Consider the following 23,292-nt stretch of genomic DNA (forward strand, 5'->3'; position numbering starts at 1 on the left):
AGCACCCTGCCAAAAGCACGTTACCCAGTACGCCGCATAACTGCGAAACCCTATCTGACCTGCGATTTTGCTTGGATTTCCAAGTAAATCGAAAAAGTCGGGAACTCTCGCTGGTCACAGCACTGGGAACAGCCTTGCAGGCCGCCGGAACAACGGCACGTTATCCCGCCGTTCGGCGGCAGGGAAGAGGCGAGTGTGTGAGACTGCGTTTTGTGCGCGAACAAGGAAAAATCACCGTTTTTCTGCTGGACGACCATGAAGTCGTCCGACGCGGAGTCCATGAATTGCTCTCGGTCGAGGACGACATCGAGGTCGTCGGCGAGGCCGGCACGGCGGCGGACGCGCTGGTCCGCATTCCCGCGACCCGGCCCGACGTGGCGGTGCTCGACGTACGGCTGCCGGACGGGAGCGGGGTGGAGGTCTGCCGGGAGATCCGTTCCCAGGACGAGAGCATCAAATGCCTGATGCTGACCTCGTACGCCGATGACGAGGCGCTGTTCGACGCGATCATGGCGGGCGCCTCGGGGTATGTGCTGAAGGCGATCCGCGGCAACGAACTGCTGAGCGCGGTACGGGATGTGGCGGCCGGAAAGTCGCTGCTGGACCCGGTCGCGACCGCCCGCGTGCTGGAGCGGCTGCGCGACGGGAAGAAGAGCCGGGGCGACGACAAGCTCGACAGCCTCACCGATCAGGAGCGCAAGATCCTCGATCTGATCGGCGAGGGGCTGACGAACCGGGTGATCGGCGAGCGGCTGCACCTCGCCGAGAAGACGATCAAGAATTATGTCTCCAGCCTGCTCTCCAAACTGGGCATGGAACGGCGCTCGCAGGCCGCCGCGTACGTGGCCAGACTGCAGGCCGAGAAGGGCTGAACGGCGGGACGCGGTGGGGCGGCCGGACGACGGGACGCGCACGGAGCGGCCGTGGTCCTCGGTGATCTTCGGGACTTTGGTCCCGGACCGCCTGGGGCCGCGGCCTCTTTTTATGGCCTCCCCGGTGACGGAGAGTGGAGGCCATGTCCTCTGAGGAACTCCACGCGATCGATCTGCTCGGCCGCGTCCCGTACGGCCGGCTGGCGACGAGCATGCGAGCCCTCCCGATACTGGCGATCGCCCGCCACATCGTCGTCGACGGCCGCGTCGTCCTGCGGATGCACAGCGGCCTCGGCTACCACGAGGCCTGCGACGGCACCGTCGTGGCGTACGGGGCGGACAACTTCAACACCACGCCCTCCGGGGACGACGGCGAGCTGTGGTCCGTGCAGTTCACCGGCCGTGCCGAGATCGTGCACCCGACCCCCGAGCAGCGGGAGCGCTTCGGCGCCGCCCCCACCCGGATGAACGGGGAGCCCTTCGCCCCGGCCTACCTGGGGGTCGACCCGCACTTCGTCTCCGTGCACACTCTGGGCCTCCCACGCAAGCCGGCCGAGCCGCAACGCAGCGTGATCTAACATCTGGCGAGTGCCGCGCTCATCTGTAACCCTTCCGTCTGCTCCGCCGGTCGGCGAGGTGCTGTGCTCCTCCGCGCCCCGTTCCGCGGTGCCCCGTCCGCCCGTTCCCCCGGTGGTCGAGGTGCTGCGCCACTACCCGGACGCCGGTGAGCCCCTGACCTGCAAACCCGTCACCCAGGGCCTCCTCAACCACGGCTACCGCGTCTCCACCACCCGCGGCCACTACTTCCTCAAGCACCACCTCGACGACACCACCGGCGACCGCGCCACGATCGTCCGCCAGCACCGCGCCACCCAGCGGCTCCAGTCACTCGGCGTGCCCGTCGCCCCGCCCGTGGAGGACACCGAGGGTGACACGGTGACGGAGATCGGCGGTCGGTGCTACGCCCTGCACCCCTGGGTCGACGGGCTGCACCGGGCCGGCGCCCAGCTCACCGCCGCCCAGTCGCAGCGGCTCGGGGCACTGCTCGGGGCCGTGCACACCGGGCTCGAACAGGTCATGGAGGCGGGCGCGGGGCTCGCGGGGCGGTCCGGCAGGTACCGGAGCCCCGACCCCGCCGACACGTTCGCGCTGATCGACGAGCTGCTGGCGGCCGCGCGCGGGCGCCGCCCCCGGGACTCCTTCGACGAGCTGGCCGAACACCGGCTCCTGGAGCGGCGGGCCCTGCTGGAACAGCACGCCGACCGCAGGCCGCCCACCCCCGACATTCCGGCCACCGGGTGGGTGCACGGCGATTTCCACCCGCTGAACGTCCTCTACCGGGGCACGGACCCGGTCGCGATCCTCGACTGGGACCGGCTGGGGGTCCAGCCCCGCGCGGAGGAGGCGGTGCGGGCCGCGGCGATCTTCTTCGTGCAGCCGGCCGGGAAGCTGGAGCTGGAGAAGGTACGGGCGTACGCGGGGGCCTACCGGCGGGCGGCCGGGGCGGGGGCGGCGGAACTGGCCGCGGCGGTGCACCGCGTGTGGTGGGAGCGGCTCAACGACTTCTGGATACTGCGCTGGCGGTACTGCCTGCACGACCGAAGGGCCGACCCGCAGTTCCCTGCGGTGTCGGCCCTGGCGGTGTGGTGGACGCGCGAGTACGAGGCGGTGTGCGAGGCGTTCACGGGGTGAGACCTCGCGCGTTCACGGAGTGGGATCTGGCCGTGAACGCTGCGGGGTCACGAGCTGGTGCCGCCCGTGACGGGACTGCCGCCGGATGCGCCGAGGGGTCCCCCGGTCGCATCGCTGCCCGTACCACCCGTACTCGTATCGGTGCCGCCGCTGTCGCCCGTACCCGAGCTGCCGCTGTCGCCACTCGTACCTGAGCTGTCGCCGCTCGTACCGGTGCTGCCGTCGCCCGTACCTCCGGCGCCACCGTCGGCCGCACCCGTACCGCCGTCGCCCGTGCCACCCGTATTCGGCGTGGACGGTTCCGTCGACGGAGGCTCGGACGACTGGCTCGGGGTGACCGGCGGGGTGTAGGACTTCCGCGGCGGACGCGAGTCCTGCTGATTGCCGGTGGAGTTCTCCGGCAGTCGGCTCTGCTCGCTCTGCTGATCGCTCGGCTCGGGCGAACTCTCCGGCGAGGACGGCGAACTGGAGGTCGTCGCGGGCGTCCTCTCCTGCTTCGTGCCGCTGCTGTTCTCGGCGTTGACGGCGATGGCGACACCGGCCCCGATCGCGATCAGCGCGAGCACCACGAACAGCCACAGCTTGCCGCGGCCGCCCCCGCCCCTGTTTCCGCCTTCGTAGCCCCCGTCGTCGGGGTTCATCGGCGGCAGGATCGGACCCTGCGAGGTGTTTCCGTGCTGCGGGTGGCCCATCGCCATCGTGCCGCCGGTGACACCCATCGCCGGGGTGTGTCCGCCCTCGTGCATCGCGACCGCGCCGGTGTTCCACGTACCCGTGTGGCCGCCCTGCACCTGAAGCATCTGCAGGCCGTACTGGATGAGGCCGCGCATCTCCTCGGCGCTCTGGAACCGGTCGTCCGGGTCCTTCGCGAGCGAGCGCATGACCAGCCCGTCCAGCTCCGGCGGCACCGCGTCCAGCACCTCGGACGGCGGGACCGGAATGTCCTGCACATGCTGATATACGACGGAGAGCGGCGTCTCGCCCGTGAACGGGGGCCGCAGCGCCAGGAGTTCGTACAGCAGGCAGCCGGTGGCGTAGAGGTCGGAGCGGTGGTCGACGGCCTTGCCCAGCGCCTGCTCGGGGGAGAGGTACTGCGGCGTGCCCATGACCATGCCGGTCTGCGTCATCGTCGACTGCGCGCCGTGCAGCGCACGGGCGATGCCGAAGTCCATCACCTTGACCGCGCCCGAGTTCGTGATGATCACGTTGGCGGGCTTGATGTCACGGTGCACGATGCCGTGCTGGTGCGAGTACGCGAGGGCCTCCAGCACGCCCGAGACGATGATCAGGGCCTGCTCGGGCGGCGGCGCCTCGGCGTTGAGGAGCAGATCGCGGATGGTGCGGCCCTCGACGAGCTCCATCACGATGTAGGGGACGGTCTGGCCGCCCACCACATCCTCGCCGGAGTCGTACACGGCGACGATGGCGTGGTGGTTGAGGCCCGCGACCGACTGCGCCTCGCGCGTGAACCGGGCCTTGGAGACCGGGTCCTCCGCGAGATCGGAACGCAGGAGCTTCACCGCGACCGTACGTCCCAGCCTGACGTCCTCGGCCGCGAAGACCTCCGCCATGCCGCCCCGGCCGAGCCGGTGGGTCATCCGGTAGCGTCCGTCACCGACGACACCGCCGATGCCCCAGGAGTCGGTGCCATCCGAAACTCCGCCGCCGTTTGCTTCGGAATCGGGTGCCATCAGTCCTCGCCGTCGTATCTGTCCGCGCGTCCGCGGGTTCTCACGGTGTCCAGGGCCTCTCGTTCGGGCCATGCCGGGCTCGCGTGCCCCGGCACCGCACTTCGCCGCGTTGTCGTCAGTCGCCAGGGCTCCGCCATGGCTCCTTCCCCCGCCTTGCGACGCACGGCACCGGACCGTGCTCCCCGATCCGGCCTGATCCAAACGAAAGAATGTAGCTGCATTGCCACGTCACGCTACAGCCTCTGCCGGACACTCCGTTTCCGAGAGGGACCGGTCATCCAACCGCCCGGCGCGCCGCCCGGGCAAATTCGATGCGGATCCTGTAACGCTTCCGAGACGCTTCTTGTGCGTAGGGTCACGGAACGGGCACCCGGCTTGACGTGTCGTACCCCTCGGGCAGACTTGGCGCGTAAATAGGGATCATCGCGTCAGTTGCGCGCCGAGGGGGAAGCAAGTCATGAGCCAGGACGGCGCTCAGGGGCGCTACGCGGGCGGTTCGGTCGCCGGCGGCCGATACCAGCTTCGCGACCTGCTCGGCGAGGGCGGGATGGCGTCCGTATATCTGGCGTACGACTCCGCTCTGGACCGCCAGGTCGCGATCAAGACGCTCCACACGGAGCTGGGCCGCGAGCAGTCGTTCCGCGAGCGGTTCCGGCGCGAGGCACAGGCTGTTGCCAAACTGCAGCACACCAACATCGTCTCGGTCTTCGACACCGGCGAGGACGAGCTCGGCGGCGCGCTGATGCCGTACATCGTCATGGAGTACGTGGAGGGGCAGCCGCTCGGCTCCGCACTCCAGGCGGACATCCAGAACTACGGGGCGATGCCGGCCGACAAGGCGCTCAAGGTGACGGCCGATGTGCTGGCCGCGCTGGACACCAGCCACGAGATGGGCCTGGTCCACCGCGACATCAAGCCTGGCAATGTGATGGTGACCAAGCGCGGTGTCGTGAAGGTCATGGACTTCGGCATCGCCCGCGCCATGCAGTCGGGCGTCACGTCGATGACGCAGACCGGCATGGTCGTCGGCACCCCTCAGTACCTCTCCCCCGAGCAGGCCCTGGGCCGCGGGGTGGACGCGCGCTCCGACCTGTACTCGGTCGGCATCATGCTGTTCCAGCTGCTGACCGGACGCATCCCGTTCGACGCGGACTCGCCGCTCGCCATCGCGTACGCGCATGTCCAGGAGGAGCCGGTCGCGCCGTCCACCATCAACCGGTCGATCACCCCGGCGATGGACGCGCTCGTCGCCCGCGCGCTGAAGAAGAACCCGAACGAGCGCTTCCCCAGCGCCGCGGCGATGCAGGACGAGATCGCGCGGGTGCTGAGCGCGAGCGGGCAGACGGGCGCCCCGGTGATCGTCGCGGGCGGCGGCGCTCCGGCGAACAGCGGTTCGGGCGTCGGCTCGGCGGTCTTCCCGCCGGTCGACCGGGCCACTCCGGCGCCGCAGAACGTCCGGACGCCGTACCAGCCGGGCCCGTACCAGTCGGGGCCGTACGGTGCGCCGACCCCGGCGCCCGCCCCGGCCCCGTCGTACGGCTATCCGCAGTCGGCTCCGGCGTACCAGAACCAGGCGCCGCTGTCCCCCATGTCCCCGATGCAGCAGCAGACCCCGCCGCCGTACACGATCGCGCCGCAGACGCAGGCACAGGGCGGCTCCGGCAGGGGCGGCGCCAGGCGGAACATGCCGGTGACAGTCGGCTCGATCGTCGTCGCGCTGATCGCGATAGGCGGGCTGATCACGGTGCTCTCGCTGAAGGACGACCCGGGTACGAAGGGTGCCTCCCCCAGCGAGTCGTCGGCGTCGAGCGAGCACAAGGATCCGGAACGGAACCGGACGATGAAGATCGAGGACTGCAAGAACCCGATGGAGGCCAGCGACGATCCGGAGAAGGTGGACGCTCCGAAGTTCTTGTACAAGGACTTCCTTTCGGCGAAAGCCTGTGCGGATGCGGCCGGCTGGACCATCAAAAAGATCAAGGTTCCTGGAAACGCCTACGCGGAGGATCAGGTCATCGACCAGTTCCCGACCGCCGGAACCGCCGTGCCCGAGACGGGCGCCCACTTCGAACTGCGCGTCGCGACGGGCGACCCGGCCTGAGCGGAGGGCAGCGGAGGGCAATTGCCCGCGTGCGCGGGTACAGCGGTTGCCCGCGTGCGCGGGTACGCGGGTACGCAGGTACGCGGCAGTGGAGGGGCAGTGACGGCGCCCCGAGGAAGCCTCATATCCGAAATGCCGGACTTGGCGTCACATGTGACGCTGACCGCATGGCTCAAGGACTTCTCCCATCGCGGTCCACGAGATGCGTGGTCTGCCTCATATTCTCGGCGGGCGCGGCACTGGGGGCCGCGACGGGCCAGGCGCACGCGGACCGGCGTGCCCCGGGCCGGGCGCCGGGGACGGTCAGCGGCTCGGTGACGCCTCTCGCGAGGAGCTCCGCCGCGCCTTCCGCCACTCCTTCCACCGGCCCCGGCGTCCCGAGCGTCCAACCGTCGGGCAAGGATTCGGCCACTCCTTCGGCCGAACCCTCGGCCGTACCGACGACCACCCCCGCGGATGGCGGTTCGGCCGCCCCCGCGCCCCCGGCGCCTGCGCCGCCCTCCTCCCCGGCGTCCGGCTCCGCTTCGGCCTCCCCTTCCGGCCCGCCGTCCTCCGCCGCGGTCACGGAGTCGCCGCCCCGCGAAGCGCAGTCCCCGCTCGCCGGGCGCGAGGCCGGGGAGGGGCGACCGCGGCCCGGACGGCCGCTCGCGCCCGCGGAAGGCTCTTCCGCCGAAGCCGACGAGCCCGACGAATCCGCGCAGTCCGCCGAGCTCGCCCAGCCCGACGCACCCGACACGTCCGAAACGGCGACCGATCCGGGGCCGGTCCCCGCCGCGATACCGGAGGCGAGCACGTCCCCCGAGCCCGGCCGACTCGCGCCGCAGGCTCTCGACAGGCCGGCCGTGCAGCGCGTGCAGCGAGTGTCCCTGGGCGCGGGAATCGCGCTGATAGGGCTGGGGCTGGGCTTCCTCGCGTTCCGTATGCGCCGCTCGGTCTGAGACGGCCCCACGGGCCCGCAACCAGCGCGCAGGCACGCCGGACGGGACTTGCACCGAGCAACATACCGGGTATACATACTCAGTATGTCGATCCGTCATGGGCTACTGGCTCTGCTGGAGCGGGGGCCCAGGTACGGCTCCCAGCTCCGCACCGAATTCGAGTCGCGCACCGGCTCCACCTGGCCACTCAACGTCGGCCAGGTGTACACGACGCTGAGCCGCCTGGAGCGCGACGGCCTGGTCGTCCAGGACGACGAGGACGACCAGGGGCACGCCCTCTACGCCATCACCGACGACGGCCGCACCGAACTGCGCAGCTGGTTCGAGACACCCGTCGACCGCAGTAGTCCGCCCCGCGACGAGCTGGCGATCAAGCTCGCCATGGCGGTCGGCGCGCCCGATGTGGACATCCGGGCCGTCATCCAGTCCCAGCGCCACCACACCCTGAAGGCGATGCAGGACTACACCCGCCTCAAGGCACAGGCCCTGGCCGATGTCCCGGCCAACCGCGACAAGGTCGCCTGGCTGCTCGTAGTGGAACAGCTGATCTTCCAGGCGGAGGCGGAGGCCCGCTGGCTGGACCACTGCGAGTCCCGGCTGGTCCGCCTCGCCGAGGCCGCCGCCACGGAGCCGGAACCCGAGGTACGTACCACCGGCCGCACCCCGGCAGGCCGTACCCCTGCCCGTATCGCCCGTCCACGCGGCCGGCGCTGACCACGAACCAGCCGCGTACACCCGGCACGTACCCGGACCATGCGGTACGCGGCATCCGGCGCCCGGCCCGGCACAAGCTCCGGACCACCCAGCGCCCGACTCCCGACTTCCGGCTTCCGGCTTCCGACTCCCGACTCCCGACTCCCGACTCCCGACTCCCAGCTTCCGGCTTCCGGCTTCCGGTACAAGCTCCCGACCGCCCGCGTACGCATCCTGTGCCGGCCACGGACCGCTTCCGGGTCCGCCGCCGGGCCCATAGACCTGTTCCAAGGGGGAACCACCCACCATGTCCTCACGCGCCCCGTCCCGGTCCGCGTCCTCGTCCGGCGCACGGCTGTCGGTCGACGCACCGGTGCTCGAACTCCGAGCGCTCACCCGCACCCACGGAACCGGCGTCGCCGAGGTGCACGCCCTGCGCGGCGTCGACCTCGCCGTGCACACCGGTGAACTCGTCGCCGTCATGGGCCCCTCCGGCTCCGGCAAGTCGACCTTGCTGACCATCGCCGGCGGTCTCGACACCGCGACCAGCGGCCAAGTCGTCATCGAGGGCCAGGACATCTCCGGCCTCGGCCGCAAGGGCATCGCAGCCCTGCGCCGCCGCAGCGTCGGCTATGTCTTCCAGGACTACAACCTGATCCCGGCGCTGACCGCCGCCGAGAACATCGCCCTGCCGCGCGAGCTCGACGGGGTCTCCGTGCGCAAGGCACGCAAGGAGGCGCGGGCGGCGCTGGAGGAGATGAAGCTCCTGGAGATCGCCGACCGGTTCCCGGACGAGATGTCGGGCGGCCAGCAGCAGCGCGTCGCGATCGCCCGCGCACTGGTGGGGAACCGGCGCCTCGTGCTCGCCGACGAACCGACCGGGGCCCTCGACTCCGAGACCGGCGAGGCCGTGCTCGCACTGCTGCGCAACCGCTGCGACCAGGGCGCGGCCGGTGTGATGGTGACGCACGAGCCGCGGTACGCCGCCTGGGCGGACCGGGTCGTGTTCCTCCGGGACGGTTCGATCGTCGACCAGACGCTCACCGCCGACGCCGACTCGCTGCTGGCCACCGAGGCCGCCGAGTGAGCGTCTTCACGGGGTGGCGCGCCGCCCTCCGCATAGCCCGGCGCGACGCGACGCGGGCCAAGGGCCGAAGCGCGATGGTGGTCGCGATGATCGCGATACCGGTGCTCGGCGTCACGGCACTCGACGTGACGTACCGCAACCTGACGCCGACCCTCGCCGAGCAGCTGACCAGCAAAATGGGCTCCGCCGACGCGCTGTTCAGCGACAAGATGATGGGGCCCATCGAGCAACTCCCCGATGGAGCGGTGAGCAACATCTACGTGGGCGTGGACGACACGCCGCCCGTGGAGAACGGCGACCCGCTCGACATCAGGACGACGTTCCCCAAGGGTTCGCGGGCGATCAGCATCCAGTCCGTCCCTGCGAGTGTCACCACCCGGTACGGCATCACGAACACCGACATCGTCGAGATCCGGACGTCGGACACGATGGCCCGCGGCAAGATCGACCTCGTGCGCGGCGCCTACCCGCACGGCAAGGGCGAGATGGCCGCCACGGAGCCGTTCCTGAAGGCGACCGGGCTGCACGTCGGCTCGACCACCACCGTGCGCAACTCCGGCCGGACGTACACCATCACCGGTGTGATCGAGCTGCCGAGCGAGCTGAAGACCGAGGCGCTCTACGCCGACCCCGGTGCGGTCATCGCCCCGTGGAAGGCCAAGGCCGACCACGACAAGAAGGTGCTTCCGCCGAACGCCGGATCCACGGACTGGCTGGTCAAAGGCCCCGCAGGGGTCGGCGTGACCTGGCCGCACGTCATGGCGGCCAATAAGTCGGGCGTGCTCGTCACGTCCCGGCAGGTCGCCCTCGACCCGCCGCCGGACTCCGAGGTCCCGCTGACCGCCAGAGACCCCGGCAGCCTCGACAGCAGCTCCGAGAGATTCAGCACGGCACTCGTCACCGTGATCGCCATGGCGGTCCTGGAGATCGTGCTGCTCGCCGGACCGGCCTTCGCGGTCGGTGCGCGCCGTTCCCGCCGTCAGCTCGGCCTCCTCGGCACCTGCGGCGGAGACAGGCGCCATGTCAGGGCCGTGGTGCTCGGTGGCGGTCTGGTGCTCGGTGGCATCGGAGCGGTGACGGGTGTCGTCGTCGGCCTCGGGCTCACCGCGGCTCTCCAGCCCGTGATCGAGAACTGGGCCGGACACCGGTTCGGCTCTCTGACGATGCCGCCGCTGGAATTGCTGGTCATCGCCGCGATCGGCCTGATCACCGGCTTGTTGGCGGCGTTCGCCCCGGCGATCGTGGCGAGCCGGCAGTCCGTACTGGAGTCGCTGACCGGCCGGCGCGGCGTCCGCCGCTCCTCCCGGGTGCTGCCCGTCCTGGGCACCTGCGTGCTGGCGCTCGGTGGCGCGATCGCCCTCTTCGGCGGCACCATCGGAAGTTCGGCACTGGTCGCCGGCGGATCCATCGTCGCCGAACTCGGTCTGCTCGCCTGCATCCCGGTGATCGTCGGCTTCCTCGGGCGGCTCGGCAGGAGACTGCCCCTCTCGCCCCGGATGGCGCTGCGCGACGCCGCCCGCAACCGTGGTCGTACCGCTCCCGCCGTCGCCGCGGTCATGGCGGCCGTCGCGGGTTCGGTGGGCATCGCCACCTACATGTCCAGCTACTCAGCCGAGTACGAGTACAACTACGTCCCCTCGCTCACCGAGGGAACCATCGTCGTCTCGTCCTTCGACGAGGAGTCGGCCGAGCGGCTACCGCTGGCTCGGACGGCCGTGGAGCAAAACATGGCCGTCACCGGCGGACACGCGGACTTCCGACGGGTCTGGGCGGGCAGCGACTGCCGCCTCTACGAGGAGAACCACTGCGGCACGCTGAAACTGGTCAAGCCCGACGGCAAAGCACACAGTTGTCCGCTCACCCGCAAGGGGGCCAAGGAACTCGCCGCGCGACTCTCCGCCGACGAGCACAAGAAGCTGATGCGTTCCCCCGCCTGCCTGACCGACCTGATGGCATCGGGTCTCTTCAACACGGACGAGAGCGGCATCGTCGTCGCGGACGCGGCCCTGCTCGACACGTATGTGAAGCTCGACAACCCCGCGGCCGCCGAGGCGCTGGCCGCGGGCACACCGGTACTCCTCAACCCGGTGTACGCGGAGAACGGCGAGGTGACCATCAAGTCGGTCCACCAGTACAGCGAGAAGGACAAGAAGAACTGGAAGCAGCACCCGGGCAAGGCGCGGACCACCGTCGACAAGCTGAAGGTGTACGTGGCCCCCGCCAAGTACGCCGCCACCCCCGGAATCCGCATGATCCTTCCGGAGCGGACCGCGGAGCGGCTCGGCCTGCACACCAGGGCGGCCGGAAGCGTGTATGCCGTCGCCCACGCCCCGACGAACGCCGAGGACCAGCGGGTTTCCGGTGCCATCGCGCAGGCCGGCGGCGGAATGTGGGTGCGGTCCGATCACGGCCCCGGCCGGCAGGACAACATCGCACTGCTGATCCTGACCCTGTTCGCCGGGGTGGTGACCCTGGGTGCGGCCGCGATCACGACGGGCCTCGCCAAGGCGGACGCGGAGGCCGACCTCAACACTCTCAGCGCGGTGGGCGCGCCACCGGGCGTGCGGCGGAGGCTGTCCGGCTTCCAGTGCCTGGTGGTGGCCCTCACGGGCGTGGTGCTCGGCACCCTGGCGGGTCTGGTGCCCGCGGTGGCGCTGCGCCTCGTCGACCTGCGGGAAGCACTGAAGCAGATGCGGCTGGACCCCACACAGTCGGCGTACACGCCGATCGTGCTTCCCTGGACGACCATCGGTCTGCTCGTCGTCTGCGTTCCGCTGCTGGCCGGGCTCCTCGCGGCGGCGTTGACCCGCTCGCGCCTGGCCCTGGCACGACGGGCCGGGTGAGGTTGCGAGCGGGGCGGTCGGCGGTGTGACCGGCTACGGCCGGACCGGCTGCCGTGGGCCGACCGGCCGATTCGGTGCCCCCGAAAACGGTGGATCAACCGTTTGCGGGGGCACCACCGTGTAGTGCGGTAGGTGTGCGAGACAATGGCGCCATGGAGATGCCGAGGAATGAACGGTCGCAGGAGCACCCCCAAGTCCTCGTGGTGGGGCAGGACGGCATGGCGATCGGCGGCGGTGGCACTGACGACGAGTCGCGTGAGGTCCCGGTGACGGAGATGGTCGAACAGCCCGCGAAAGTCATGCGCATCGGCAGCATGATCAAGCAGCTCCTGGAGGAGGTCAGGGCTGCTCCTCTCGACGAGGCGAGCCGGGTCAGGCTCAAGGAGATCCACGCGAGCTCCGTGAAGGAGCTGGAGGACGGCCTCGCGCCGGAGCTGGTGGAGGAGCTGGAGCGTCTCTCCCTGCCGTTCACCGAGGAGTCGGTGCCTTCCGAGGCGGAACTCCGGATCGCTCAGGCCCAGTTGGTCGGCTGGCTGGAGGGCCTCTTCCACGGCATCCAGACGGCGCTGTTCGCCCAGCAGATGGCGGCGCGGGCCCAGTTGGAGCAGATGCGCCGCGCCCTTCCGCCGGGGAGCGGACACGAGGACGAGGACGGGAGCGGGGACCACCACGGGGCCATCCGGTCGGGGCCGTACCTGTAGTCGGTACGCCGCTCTGGTCGGTACCTTCCGATTACGCAGCAACGCCAAGGCCCGGCACACATGGTCGACGACCTGTGTGCCGGGCCCCGTTGCGTGCAGTACGTGCGGTACGTGCGGTACGTGCAGTACGTGCGGTACGTGCGGTACGTGCGGTACGTACAGAGAGTGCGGTACGTGCGATACGCGCAGTGCGTGCCCGATGGCGAGGGCAGCGGCGGAGGTCAGCGCGCGGGTGTCCGCAGAAGCACCTTCCCGATGTGCGCGCTGGACTCCAGCACCCGGTGCGCCTCGGCGGCGTCGGGCATCGGCAGCGTGCGGTCCACGACCGGCCGTACGACAGCGTCGGCGATCAGCGGCCAGACATGCTCGCGCACGGCGGCGACGATGGCGGCCTTCTCGGCGAGCGGACGGCCGCGCAGTGAGGTCGCGGTGATGGCGGCCCGCTTGTTCAGCAGGGCGTTCAGATTCAGCTCACCCTTGACGCCGCCCTGGAGGCCGATGATGGCCAGTCGGCCGTTGACGGCAAGAGCCTTCACGTTCCGGTCCAGGTACTTCGCGCCGACGATGTCGAGGATGACGTCCGCACCGGCGCCGTCCGTCGCCTTGCGCAGCTCCTCGACGAAGTCCTGCTCCCGGTAGTCGATCAGGATGTCGGCACCCAGCTCCGCGCAGCGCGCCAGCTTCTCCGGTCCGCCCGCGGTCACCGCGACCCGTGCGCCCACGGCCTTGGCGAGCTGGATCGCCATCGTGCCGATGCCGCTGGATCCTCCGTGCACCAACAGCGTCTCGCCGGGGCGCAGATGGGCCACCATGAACACGTTCGACCAGACCGTGGCTGTCACCTCGGGCAGTGCCGCCGACAGCGTCAGGTCGACTCCGTCCGGTACGGGCAGCAGCTGCCCGGCGGGTACGGCGACCTTCTCCGCGTAACCGCCGCCGGCGAGCAGCGCACACACCTCGTCGCCGACCGACCAGCCGCTGACGCCGGGCCCGATCGCCGAGACGCGGCCCGCGCACTCCAGGCCGGGGTACGGGGAAGCACCGGGCGGCGGGTTGTAGAACCCCTGCCGCTGCAGCACATCGGCGCGATTGACCGCGCTGGACACGACATCGACGAGGACCTCGCCCTCGCCGGCTACCGGATCGGGCACTTCGGCCCATACGAGCGCCTCGGGGCCACCGGGTTCGGGGATCGTGATCGCATACATGGCGGCGAGGCTACTCCGTGGCGCGGAACGGACGGAGCCGTGGCACGGGACGGGCAACCACGCGGCGCCGGGAAGCAACTCCATGACGCGACTGGAGGCGGCTCCATGACACGACGGGCCGCACTGGCCCGAGGGCGACGCCCGATGACAAGCGCAATGCCCGCGCGATACCTGGCTACGGGCGCGGCGCGCCTCGCGCGGGGTGGCTCAGCGGTGGTTCGTTCGAGGCACGCACGATGGTGATCAAACGGTCCGTCAGCTGCAGCGGGCTGGCCGCCGGATCGTCGTATCCGAGCAGCCGGTGCCCCCGCAAGACGCTGACGACGAGATCCTCGGTCTCCCGGACGTTCTTGCCCACCTCGGCCTTTATCACCGGCCGTTCGACGAGGTCGAGACCGCTGCCCTGCTGGATCAGGTCCTCCATCACCGTGCCCGCGCTGGGACTGAGGACGGAGAGACCGAGCAGCCGGCCCGCCGCGCTGGCACTGGTGATCACCGCGTCGGCGCCGGACTGCCGGAGCAGCGGGGCGTTCTCCTCCTCGCGCACCGCCGCGACGATCTTCGCGCCGCGGTTGAGCTGCCGCGCCGTCAACGCCACCAGCACCGCCGTGTCGTCGCGCTGGGTGGCGATGATGATCTGACGCGCCTTCTGGAGCTCGGCACGCAGCAGGACTTCGCTGCGCGTCGCATCGCCGACCACGCCCACGAACCCTTCGGCGTTGGCGATCTCGATCACCTTGCTCGCCGGATCGACAATGACGATCTGTTCTTTGCTCAGGCCGGTGGCGTGCAGGGTCTGGATGGCCGAACGGCCCTTCGTGCCGAACCCGACGACGACGGTGTGGTCACGCAAGTTGGCTCTCCAACGCTTCAGCCGAAAGTCCTCCCGGGTCCGTTCCGTAAGGACCTCGAGAGTGGTACCGACCAGGATGATCAGGAACAGCACCCGCAACGGTGTAACGAGCACCACATTCGTGAGCCGGGCGCTGTCCCCGTACGGGGTGATGTCTCCGTATCCGGTGGTGGAGAGGGTGACCGTCGCGTAGTACACCGCGTCCAGCAGGTCGACGTTGTCATCGGCGGCATCGTGATACCCCCCGCGGTCGAGCCAGACGATCAGCACCGTGGCGGCAAGCACCAGCAACGCCATCATCAGCCGCTTTGCGACCTGCCGCGCCGGCCTTTCGGTGACCCTGCGCGGGAGCAGCACCCGCGTGGGCGCGACATGCTCGTCAGCCCGCCTGGCCATCGCATCGTGGCCGGGAAGTTTCACGTGAAACACCCTTCCGTCCACGGCGTCGCCGAGGCCCACGGTAGGTCGAGGATCTCCACCTCGGTGCCGGACCGTACCCCGCCCGGAGGTATGACGGCCAGTCCGTCGCCCGCGGCAATTCCTCGGAGCATCGCCGGACCGTTGTAACGCAGCGGTACGACGTACTCAGCACCGCTGCCGGTTCCCGCGCTGCCGAGAGCACGGGCGCTGTCGTCGGGGCCGTCCGCGCGGTGGACGACGGGTACCAGACGGGTGTCGTGCGGGTGCCCGTGCACCTCGTCGCGCACCACGGCCCGGTACGGCGTCTCCGGCGCATGGCCGGCCAGCCCGCGGAGCAACGGCTCGGCGAGCGTGAGAAGCCCGGAGACGGCGGCCAGCGGATTGCCCGGCAGCCCGACGAGATACGGGCCCGTATCCGGCCCCTCCGCCCCGAGCCTGGCCAGCAGCATCGGGTGGCCGGGGCGGACGGCGACGCCGTCGACCAGCAACTCGGCCCCGATCTCGGCAAGGACAGGGTGGACGTGGTCGACAGGACCCGAGGCCGTACCGCCGGTGGTGATGATCAGATCCGCGTCTGAGGCGGTGAGGGTGCGCCGGAGGGCTGCCGCGTCGTCGCCGAGGCGCTGCGGAGCGGAGACCTCGGCACCCAGGGCGCGTAGCCAGGGGCCGATCATCGGGCCGAGCGCATCACGGATCAGGCCGTCGTGCGGCAGCCCACTGGTCAGGAGTTCGTCACCGAGTACGAGGACATCGACGCGGGGGCGGGGGACGGCGCCCAGTTCGTCATACCCTGCGGCGGCGGCCAGGCCGAGAACCGCGGGCGTCACCAGGGCCCCGGCGGGCAGGAGTTGATCGCCGGAACGGCATTCCTGGCCTCGGGGCCTGATGTCCTGTCCTGGATGTACCTGGTGCAGTGCGTGGAGCAGCCCCTTGGACTCGTCCACGCGAGCGTGCTCGCTGCGGATCACCGCGTTGGCGTCCGCCGGAATGCGCGCGCCGGTGGCGATCCGTACGGCATCACCGTCGGGGAGCGCGGCGGGGGCGCGGTGCCCGGCGAGGATGCCCAGATCTTGGCTCGGGTGTGGGACGGGGTACGCGCTCGGGCGTGGGCTTGCGTCGCCCGCCTCGCTTTCGCTTCCTTCGACCTCACGAATGGTCCATGGACCCGGTCCGGTGACGACCCAGCCGTCCATGGCGGAGGTGTCGAAGGACGGCAGATCGGTGAGCGCGACGAGCGGTTCGGCGAGTACGTGTCCGAGTGCCTGGTCGAGCGGGAGCCGCCGGGTACGGACGGGAACGTCACGGCCCGCCCGCGCGGCGAGCGCGCGCGCCTCCCACCAGGGGTACGCCCGGCCGGCCGGGGACTGCGACGGGGACGGGGAAGCGGACGCGCGCTCTTCCGTGGGGCGGGGCCGGTCCGTGGGGCTCGACGACTCCGAGGAACTGGAGTCCATGGCCGTGGTCCGACCCGCAGACTGAGGCCGGTCCACGGACCAAGGCCATTCCTCGGAGTGGGGCCGATCCACAGAACCGACCCGGTCCACCGACTGGGGCAGGTCCGCGAAACCGACCCGGTCCACCGGCTGAGGCAGGTCCGCGAAACCGACCCGATCCACCGACTGAGGCTGATCCACAGAGTGAGGCCAACGTGACGGTTGGGGCTCATCCGACGACCGGCGCCCAACCAGCGCGAGGGCCTGCTGAACGGCCCGGTCCTCCTCGGCGGCCCGCAGTTCCTCCTGGGTCGGCCCCCGCTCGCCCGACACCGGACTGTCACGCGCCGAGGCCCCGCCGCCCTCCGAGGGCTCCACGGCGGCCGAGGGCTCCACGCCCACCGCGGACCCGGCGTCCACCGAGGACCCGGCGTCCACCGGCGCAACACCCTTCGACGCGGCGTCGGCCGTCAGGAGCGGGTCGGACCTGTCGTCGCGAGCCGTCATGGGGTCTCGTTCTCGTCCGCCCACCGGAGGGCCAGCGCGGCGGCCTTGCGGGCGGCCTCGGCCACCACTGCCGGGCCGTCGCCGTCGCTGCTCGCCTTCGCCGCCGCGTACCCGACAAGGAACGTCGTCAGGGGCGCGGCGGGACGGGCGACGCCGTGGGCGGCATCACGGGCGAGATCGAGCAGGACGTCGGTGTCGACGTCGAGTTCGATGCCCAGTTCGTTCTTGACTGCGTTGATCCATTCATCCAGCACAGTCCCATGCTCTCTGATACGGGCCCGGGCCGACGCAATGTCCTCCCAGGTGTCGCAGTCGAAGGAGGCGAGGGGGCCGGCCTCCACCCGGGCAAGGTCGAGCTCGTTCGTCAGCAACCGCAAGGGAAGCCCGGACAGACCGCCGTGCTCGGTGGCGATCAGGGCGAGCTCGCGACGCAGCGGTTCGCCACGGTAGACGGCGACGAGAGGCTGATCACGACCGTCCTGGTCCGTGCACAGGGCCCCGTCCCGCTGACCGTCACGAGCGGCGGCCAGCAACGCTGTGACCGTGCTCTCCCCGAGAAACGGCAGATCGGCGGAGAGCACGAGAACCCATTCCGCGCCGGTACACCGGACGCCGGCGTCGAGCGCGGCCAACGGCCCGCCGCCCTGCGGTTCTTCACGCGTCCAGGTCACTGCGCGCATGGTGGGCCGCCGCCAGCCCACCACTACGGTGGTCGAGGCGCCGGCGCAGGCCGCGAGCACCCGGTCGAGCAGCGCACGGCCACCGACCCGGATGCCGGGCTTGTCGGCGCCGCCGAGCCGCTTGGCGGCCCCTCCGGCAAGGACGATGGCGTCATACGCGGTCATGCTCCGAGTATGCGGGCCACGGCCCCCGTTGATCCTCCCCGGTCCGCGATCCGGCAGATCCGCGAGGGAAGAAACGGGGAACCGCAGCCGAATCCGCCTACAACGTGCGCAGGAGCACCGCCGGTTGTTCCACACAGTCGGCCACGTAGCGCAGGAATCCTCCCGCCGTACCGCCGTCGCAGACCCGGTGGTCGAAGGTCAGCGAGAGCTGGACGACCTGGCGTACGGCCAGCTCGCCTTCGTGCACCCATGGCTTGGGCACGATCCGGCCGACGCCCAGCATCGCCGCCTCCGGGTGGTTGATGATCGGGGTCGAACCGTCGACCCCGAACACCCCGTAGTTGTTCAGCGTGAACGTGCCGCCGGTCAGCTCTGCCGGAGTCAGCCTCCCCGTCCGCGCCGCCTCGGTCAGCCGGGCGATCTCGGCCCCGATCGACTCCGCGTTCCGGGCCTGCGCATCCCGCACTACGGGGACGACGAGGCCCCGATCGGTCTGCGCCGCGAACCCGAGATGGACCTCCGGCAGCCGCACTATCTCCCGCGCTTGCGGATCCACCGTGGCGTTGAGCTCGGGGAACCGGGCCAGCGCGGCAGTGCAGATACGCGCCAGCAGAGCGAGCACCGACACCTTGGGCCCGGCGGCCGTACCACCGGCGCTGTTCATCGCGGATCTGGCTGCCATCAGCTCGGTGGCATCGGCGTCGACCCAGCACGTCGCATCGGGGATCTCCCGCCGACTGCGCGCCAGCTTGTCGGCGACCGCGCCCCGTACACCGCGCAACGGAATACGCTCCACGGCCCGACCCGTGGCCCTCGACGACACCGACGGCCCCACCGGAGGCAGCGACGTCGATACCAGAAGACTCTCCTGCCCCGGCTCGGACACCGAAGCCGACTCCGCCACCAGCCCCGATCCCGACACCGGCACCGGCACCGGCTCCGACACGGGCACCGAGACCGCGTCCGGCGAAGGAGCCGCCGTCCTCTCTGCCAGTGCCCTGATCGCGGACTCGACATCGGCGCGCATGATCAACCCGTCCGGCCCGGAGCCCACCAGCTGACGCAGATCGAGGTCATGCTGCCGCGCCAGCTTCCGTACGAGCGGGGAGACAACGGCCACCGGACCCTGCGCCGCGTCCGGAACAGAAGCAGATGCCGCAACCGCAGCCGTCATGTGTGCGGCAGCATGCGCCGCCACCGCCTCGGGCCGGACCCGTCGACGGCGTGCCGCCGGCGCACCCGTCCCGTACCCGACCAACACATTGCCGGACGACTCCACCTCACGAGACCGGTCCCCGGACCTGGTCCCGACCGGGTCTCCGGCCCCGGAACCCGCCCCGGACCCCCCGGCCGACACCACGGCCCCAGCCCCTGCCCCGGCCCCTGCCCCTGCCCCTGCCCCTGCCCCCGAGCCCACCAATCCCGCAGCCCCCACGGCCCCCGGAGACCCCAAGCCCCCCTCGGACCCCACAGCCACCGTCAACAACGGTGCCCCAACCGGAAGTTCCGTGCCCTCCTCGCCGAACCGCGCGGTCACCACGCCCCCGTAAGGGCACGGCACCTCCACCATCGCCTTGGCCGTCTCGACCTCGACGACCGGCTGGTCGATGGCGACGACATCTCCGACCTCGACCAGCCAGCGCACGATCTCCGCCTCGGTGAGCCCCTCGCCGAGGTCCGGCAGTTTGAATTCGAGTACCTGTGGCATCAGCTCTCCGCCTCCCACTGCAAGCGGGCGACCGCGTCGAGCACCCGGTCCACGCCCGGCAGATGGTGCCGCTCCTGCATCGGCGGCGGATACGGAATGTCGAACCCGGCGACCCTCAGCACCGGCGCCTCCAGGTGGTGGAAGCAGCGCTCGGTGACCCGGGCCGCTATCTCACCGCCCGGACCGCCGAAACCGGAGGACTCATGGACGACGACCGCGCGCCCCGTACGCCGCACGGAAGCGGCGACGGTCTCGTCGTCGAACGGGACCAATGAGCGCAGATCGACGACCTCGAGATCCCAGCCCTCTGCCACGGCCGCCTCCGCGGCCTCCATACAGACCGGCAATGACGGCCCGTACGTGATCAGCGTCGCGCTGCGCCCGGTCCGGCGGACGACTGCCCGTCCGATCGGTTCCACGGCCACCGGCGCCTCGGGCGACCAGTCCGCCTTCGACCAGTAGAGCCGCTTGGGTTCCAGGAAGACCACCGGGTCGTCGGAGGCGATCGAGGCCCTCAGCAGCCCGTACGCGTCCTCGACCGTGGCGGGCGTGACGACGTGGAGGCCGGGCGTCGCCATGTAGTACGCCTCCGAGGAGTCGCTGTGGTGCTCGACCCCGCCGATCCCGCCGCCGTACGGCACCCGGACCGTGATCGGCAACGGCATGGCGCCGGCCGTCCGGTTCCGCATCTTGGCGACATGGCTGATGAGCTGCTCGAACGCCGGATAGGCAAAGGCGTCGAACTGCATCTCCACCACGGGCCGCAGCCCGTACATCGCCATACCGACGGCAGTGCCGAGGATGCCCGCCTCGGCCAGCGGGGTGTCCGTGCAACGGTCCTCGCCGAATTCCTTCGCCAGGCCGTCGGTGATCCGGAAGACCCCACCGAGCGTGCCGACATCCTCGCCGAGGACGTGCACCGTCGGATCCTCGGCCATCGAGTCGCGCAGCGCTCGCCCGAGCGCCTGCGCCATGGTGGCCGGCTTGGCCTTCGCCGTCCGCTCTCCGGACGGCGCCGCTGCGGTGGTCATCGCCCGCCCTCCGAGTCGTTGTGGTCGTGCTCGGCCTCCAGCTCGACACGCAAGCGGGCTGCCTGCTCCCGCAGTTGGGTGGTCTGTTCCGCGAAGACATGGGCGAAGAGATCCATCGGTTCGAGCACCGGATCGGCGTTCATCCGCTCCCGCAGAGCTGCCGCCATCCGCTCCGCGTCCGCGCGCGCGTCCTCGATCCCGTCGTCACCGAGCAGCCCCCGTCCGGTCAGCTCCCGCTCCAGGAGCTGGATCGGATCGTGCGCACGCCACGCCTCCACTTCGCTGTCAACGCGGTAGCGCGTGGCGTCGTCGGCGTTCGTATGGGCGTCCATGCGGTACGTCACCGCTTCGACGAGCGTCGGCCCGCCACCGCTCCGGGCCCGTGCCACCGCCTCACCGAGGACCTGGTACACGGCGGCCGCGTCATTGCCGTCCACCAGCCGGCCCGGCATCCCGTATCCCACGGCCTTGTGCGCCAGGGACGGAGCCGCGGTCTGCTTCGCCAGCGGCACGGAGATCGCGAAGCCGTTGTTCTGCACGAGGAAGACGACCGGGGCCCGCCAGACGGCCGCGAAATTCAGCGCCTCGTGGAAATCGCCCTCGCTGGTACCGCCGTCACCGACCATGGCCAGTGCCACCACGTCGTCGCCCTTGAGCCGCGCCGCGTGTGCGAGGCCCACGGCGTGCGGCAGCTGAGTGGCGAGGGGCGTGCAGAGCGGGGCGATACGGTGTTCGCGCGGGTCGTAACCGGTGTGCCGGTCGCCGCGCAGCAGCGTCAGCGCCTCGACCGGGTCCAGGCCGCGCGCCACGGCCGCCAGCGTGTCGCGGTAGCTGGGAAACAGCCAGTCCCGCTCCTCCAGCACCAGTGCGGCCGCTATCTCGCAGGCCTCCTGTCCTGTGCTCGACGGGTAGACAGCGAGCCGTCCCTGCTTGGTGAGAGCGGTGGCCTGTGCGTTGTACCGTCGGCCGCGCACCAGCTCCGCGTAGAGCCGCAGCAACAACGCGGGGTCGGCATCGGCCACGGCGTCCGTACCGAGCACGCGATACGGCTCGGGGTCCGGGAGCAGCGGCGCGGGATCGGTGAGCGGCTTCCAGGCCGGGGGCGGCGTGGGCCGGTAAGCGGCCGCGCCGGGCAGCTCTTGGACCGTCATGACAAGCACCTCCTGGCATCGAGGGGTTTCGAGCGGCGTCTGTCGGCATCGGGGGATCGACCGATGCCGAGGGGTGTCGAAATACATCGAAATATCGAGCGCTGTCCGAGGCCCGGATGTGCCGTGCCTCACCTACCGATTGTTCGGTCGCGAGCGCATTTTGGCTACAGGCGCCTTCAGCCTGTGGACAAACGGTTCTCCACAGCCTGGGATAGGGGCAGGTCGTCCAGGACAGGGAGGCGCGGGCACATGTCAGCTAAACAAATGGCCGACGGGGGCGAGGAACCCGGCCAGATTCCGCCCGCGCGCCCGCTGGACGCCGTCGACCGCGACATCCTGCGATTGCTCCAGACGGACGGCCGCGCCTCGATACGGTCGGTGGCCGATCGCGTCCATGTCTCCCGCGCCAACGCGTACGCCCGGATCAACCGGCTCATCGACGACGGCGTGATCCGCGGTTTCAGCGCGCGCGTGAATCATGAGCGGGCGGGGCAGGGTGCCTCCGCGTACGTCACGCTCAAGATCGTCCAAAATTCCTGGCGCACCGTGCGCGAGCAGCTCCAGGCGCTGCCCGGGGCCACTCACATCGCGCTCGTCAGCGGCGACTTCGATGTTCTGCTGCTGGTGCACACCCCGGACAACCGGTCGCTGCGCGAACTGGTCCTGACCAGGATCCAGGCCATCCCGGAGGTGCTCTCCACCCGCACACTCCTGGTGTTCGAGGAGACAGACCTGGCCACGGGCCCGGCCAGACCCCCCGAGCTCACGTAACGGGATGAAGCGGACGGAATACGGACTCCGAGCCGGAGACGGAGCTCCCCACCCCCTTCACACCGCCCGAGGCAGCGGTCACGCCGAAGGCGCAGTGGCCCAGGCCCGGTCCACTCGTCAACATTTCAGCTCAGCGGGGATCCGCTCAACGGCTGGACCGCATCCCCTCGAAGGCCACCAGGACGAGCGTGTCCGCCAGCCGCTCCCCGTCGACGCCGCCGTCCGGCTGCGGCCGGTACCACTCCACCAGCGAGTTGACCATCCCGAAGAGCAGCCGCGTCACCAGCCGTATGTCCACGTCGGAGCGGAGATCGCCGTCCGCGACCGCTGCCCTGAGGAGATCGGTCACCCGGTGGTCGAACTCGCGCCGTCGTTCCATGGCCCAGCGCTCGGTCTTCGTGTTGCCCCGCACGCGGAGCAGCAGCGTGACGTAGGGCAGTTCGGCTATCAGCACATCGACGGTGCGACGGGTGACGTACTCGACCCGCGCGATCGCACGCCCCTGCGTCGCCCCCGGCTCGTCGAGAATGCCGAAGAGTCCGTCCAGCGCCCGGCTCACCGCACGGCGGAGCAGCTCCTCCTTGCCCGCGACATGGTGGTAGATGGACGACTTGGAGATGCCCGCAGCCCGGGAGAGATGCTCCATGGACGTGCCGTCGTAGCCGCGCTCGTTGAAAACACGGACAGCGACGGTGAGCAGAGTCTCCGGAGTGTACGTATCCCGCTTGGCCGTGGTCATGTCCGAGA

Annotated in this window: 19 protein-coding genes; 10 read left to right on the plus strand and 9 right to left on the minus strand. The window is 70.5% G+C overall.

Going from position 1 to position 23,292, the window contains the following annotated elements; all coding sequences use genetic code 11:
- The first annotated feature begins 212 nt into the window (after nt 1–212).
- From OH735_RS18080 to OH735_RS18090, 3 genes are all read left to right on the plus strand, one after another.
- Nucleotides 213–872, plus strand: coding sequence for a response regulator (locus OH735_RS18080; protein ID WP_406386622.1), 660 nt, complete (start codon nt 213–215; stop codon nt 870–872).
- 143 nt (nt 873–1,015) lie between these two features.
- A complete protein-coding gene (locus OH735_RS18085; RefSeq protein ID WP_406382569.1) occupies nt 1,016–1,450 on the plus strand; it encodes a pyridoxamine 5'-phosphate oxidase family protein in 435 nt (144 codons plus the stop codon).
- 121 nt (nt 1,451–1,571) lie between these two features.
- Nucleotides 1,572–2,564 (plus strand): phosphotransferase, encoded by a 993-nt coding sequence (locus OH735_RS18090; protein WP_406386623.1) that lies wholly within the window; start codon nt 1,572–1,574, stop codon nt 2,562–2,564.
- A gap of 47 nt (nt 2,565–2,611) precedes the next feature.
- Here the strand turns inward: OH735_RS18090 and OH735_RS18095 are convergent, their stop codons facing one another.
- The gene (locus OH735_RS18095) at nt 2,612–4,255 is read right to left on the minus strand and encodes a protein kinase domain-containing protein (RefSeq protein WP_406382570.1); all 1,644 of its coding nucleotides are present in this window, start codon (nt 4,253–4,255) and stop codon (nt 2,612–2,614) included.
- Nucleotides 4,256–4,712: 457 nt separating this feature from the next.
- Here OH735_RS18095 and OH735_RS18100 point away from each other — a divergent pair, with 457 nt between their 5' ends.
- The 6 genes from OH735_RS18100 to OH735_RS18125 all read left to right on the plus strand — a co-directional run bounded on the left by OH735_RS18100 (nt 4,713) and on the right by OH735_RS18125 (nt 12,618).
- A complete protein-coding gene (locus tag OH735_RS18100) occupies nt 4,713–6,356 on the plus strand; it encodes a protein kinase domain-containing protein (protein ID WP_406382571.1) in 1,644 nt (547 codons plus the stop codon).
- A gap of 206 nt (nt 6,357–6,562) precedes the next feature.
- Nucleotides 6,563–7,294 (plus strand): hypothetical protein, encoded by a 732-nt coding sequence (locus OH735_RS18105; protein ID WP_406382572.1) that lies wholly within the window; start codon nt 6,563–6,565, stop codon nt 7,292–7,294.
- A gap of 84 nt (nt 7,295–7,378) precedes the next feature.
- A complete protein-coding gene (locus OH735_RS18110; RefSeq protein WP_406382573.1) occupies nt 7,379–8,008 on the plus strand; it encodes a PadR family transcriptional regulator in 630 nt (209 codons plus the stop codon).
- Nucleotides 8,009–8,294: 286 nt separating this feature from the next.
- Nucleotides 8,295–9,074 carry an ABC transporter ATP-binding protein gene (locus OH735_RS18115; protein WP_406382574.1) on the plus strand — a complete coding sequence of 260 codons (780 nt, stop codon included), beginning with the start codon at nt 8,295–8,297 and terminating at the stop codon, nt 9,072–9,074.
- Entirely contained in the window at nt 9,071–11,917 is a 2,847-nt protein-coding gene (locus tag OH735_RS18120; RefSeq protein WP_406382575.1) for an FtsX-like permease family protein, read from the plus strand. Before OH735_RS18115 ends, OH735_RS18120 begins: the two co-directional genes overlap by 4 nt.
- A gap of 152 nt (nt 11,918–12,069) precedes the next feature.
- On the plus strand, nt 12,070–12,618 hold the full coding sequence (locus OH735_RS18125; protein WP_114245465.1) for a bacterial proteasome activator family protein: 549 nt from the start codon (nt 12,070–12,072) through the stop codon (nt 12,616–12,618).
- A 221-nt stretch (nt 12,619–12,839) separates the two neighbouring features.
- Here the strand turns inward: OH735_RS18125 and OH735_RS18130 are convergent, their stop codons facing one another.
- The 7 genes from OH735_RS18130 to pdhA form a co-directional block, all read right to left on the minus strand.
- Nucleotides 12,840–13,826 (minus strand): NAD(P)H-quinone oxidoreductase, encoded by a 987-nt coding sequence (locus tag OH735_RS18130; RefSeq protein WP_406382576.1) that lies wholly within the window; start codon nt 13,824–13,826, stop codon nt 12,840–12,842.
- 175 nt (nt 13,827–14,001) lie between these two features.
- Nucleotides 14,002–15,138, minus strand: coding sequence for a potassium channel family protein (locus OH735_RS18135; protein WP_406382577.1), 1,137 nt, complete (start codon nt 15,136–15,138; stop codon nt 14,002–14,004).
- Entirely contained in the window at nt 15,096–16,625 is a 1,530-nt protein-coding gene (locus OH735_RS18140) for a molybdopterin molybdotransferase MoeA (RefSeq protein WP_406386624.1), read from the minus strand. The genes OH735_RS18135 and OH735_RS18140 overlap by 43 nt, the downstream gene beginning before the upstream one ends.
- A gap of 410 nt (nt 16,626–17,035) precedes the next feature.
- The gene (locus OH735_RS18145) at nt 17,036–17,884 is read right to left on the minus strand and encodes an NTP transferase domain-containing protein (protein WP_406382578.1); all 849 of its coding nucleotides are present in this window, start codon (nt 17,882–17,884) and stop codon (nt 17,036–17,038) included.
- Between the two features lie 97 nt (nt 17,885–17,981).
- Nucleotides 17,982–19,592, minus strand: a complete 1,611-nt coding sequence (locus tag OH735_RS18150) for a dihydrolipoamide acetyltransferase family protein (protein ID WP_406382579.1) — start codon at nt 19,590–19,592, stop codon at nt 17,982–17,984.
- Nucleotides 19,592–20,623, minus strand: coding sequence for an alpha-ketoacid dehydrogenase subunit beta (locus OH735_RS18155; RefSeq protein ID WP_406382580.1), 1,032 nt, complete (start codon nt 20,621–20,623; stop codon nt 19,592–19,594). The genes OH735_RS18150 and OH735_RS18155 overlap by 1 nt, the downstream gene beginning before the upstream one ends.
- Nucleotides 20,620–21,774 (minus strand): pyruvate dehydrogenase (acetyl-transferring) E1 component subunit alpha, encoded by a 1,155-nt coding sequence (gene pdhA, locus OH735_RS18160; RefSeq protein ID WP_406382581.1) that lies wholly within the window; start codon nt 21,772–21,774, stop codon nt 20,620–20,622. The genes OH735_RS18155 and pdhA overlap by 4 nt, the downstream gene beginning before the upstream one ends.
- 264 nt (nt 21,775–22,038) lie before the next feature.
- Here pdhA and OH735_RS18165 point away from each other — a divergent pair, with 264 nt between their 5' ends.
- The gene (locus tag OH735_RS18165) at nt 22,039–22,545 is read left to right on the plus strand and encodes an Lrp/AsnC family transcriptional regulator (RefSeq protein WP_406386625.1); all 507 of its coding nucleotides are present in this window, start codon (nt 22,039–22,041) and stop codon (nt 22,543–22,545) included.
- A 145-nt stretch (nt 22,546–22,690) separates the two neighbouring features.
- On the opposite strand, the gene OH735_RS18170 is transcribed toward OH735_RS18165, so the two are convergent.
- Nucleotides 22,691–23,284, minus strand: coding sequence for a TetR/AcrR family transcriptional regulator (locus OH735_RS18170; protein WP_406382582.1), 594 nt, complete (start codon nt 23,282–23,284; stop codon nt 22,691–22,693).
- Between the last annotated feature and the right edge of the window lie 8 nt (nt 23,285–23,292).

It is taken from the genome of Streptomyces sp. NBC_01618, from assembly GCF_045209435.1.
In the GTDB taxonomy this organism is placed as follows: Bacteria; Actinomycetota; Actinomycetes; order Streptomycetales; family Streptomycetaceae; genus Streptomyces.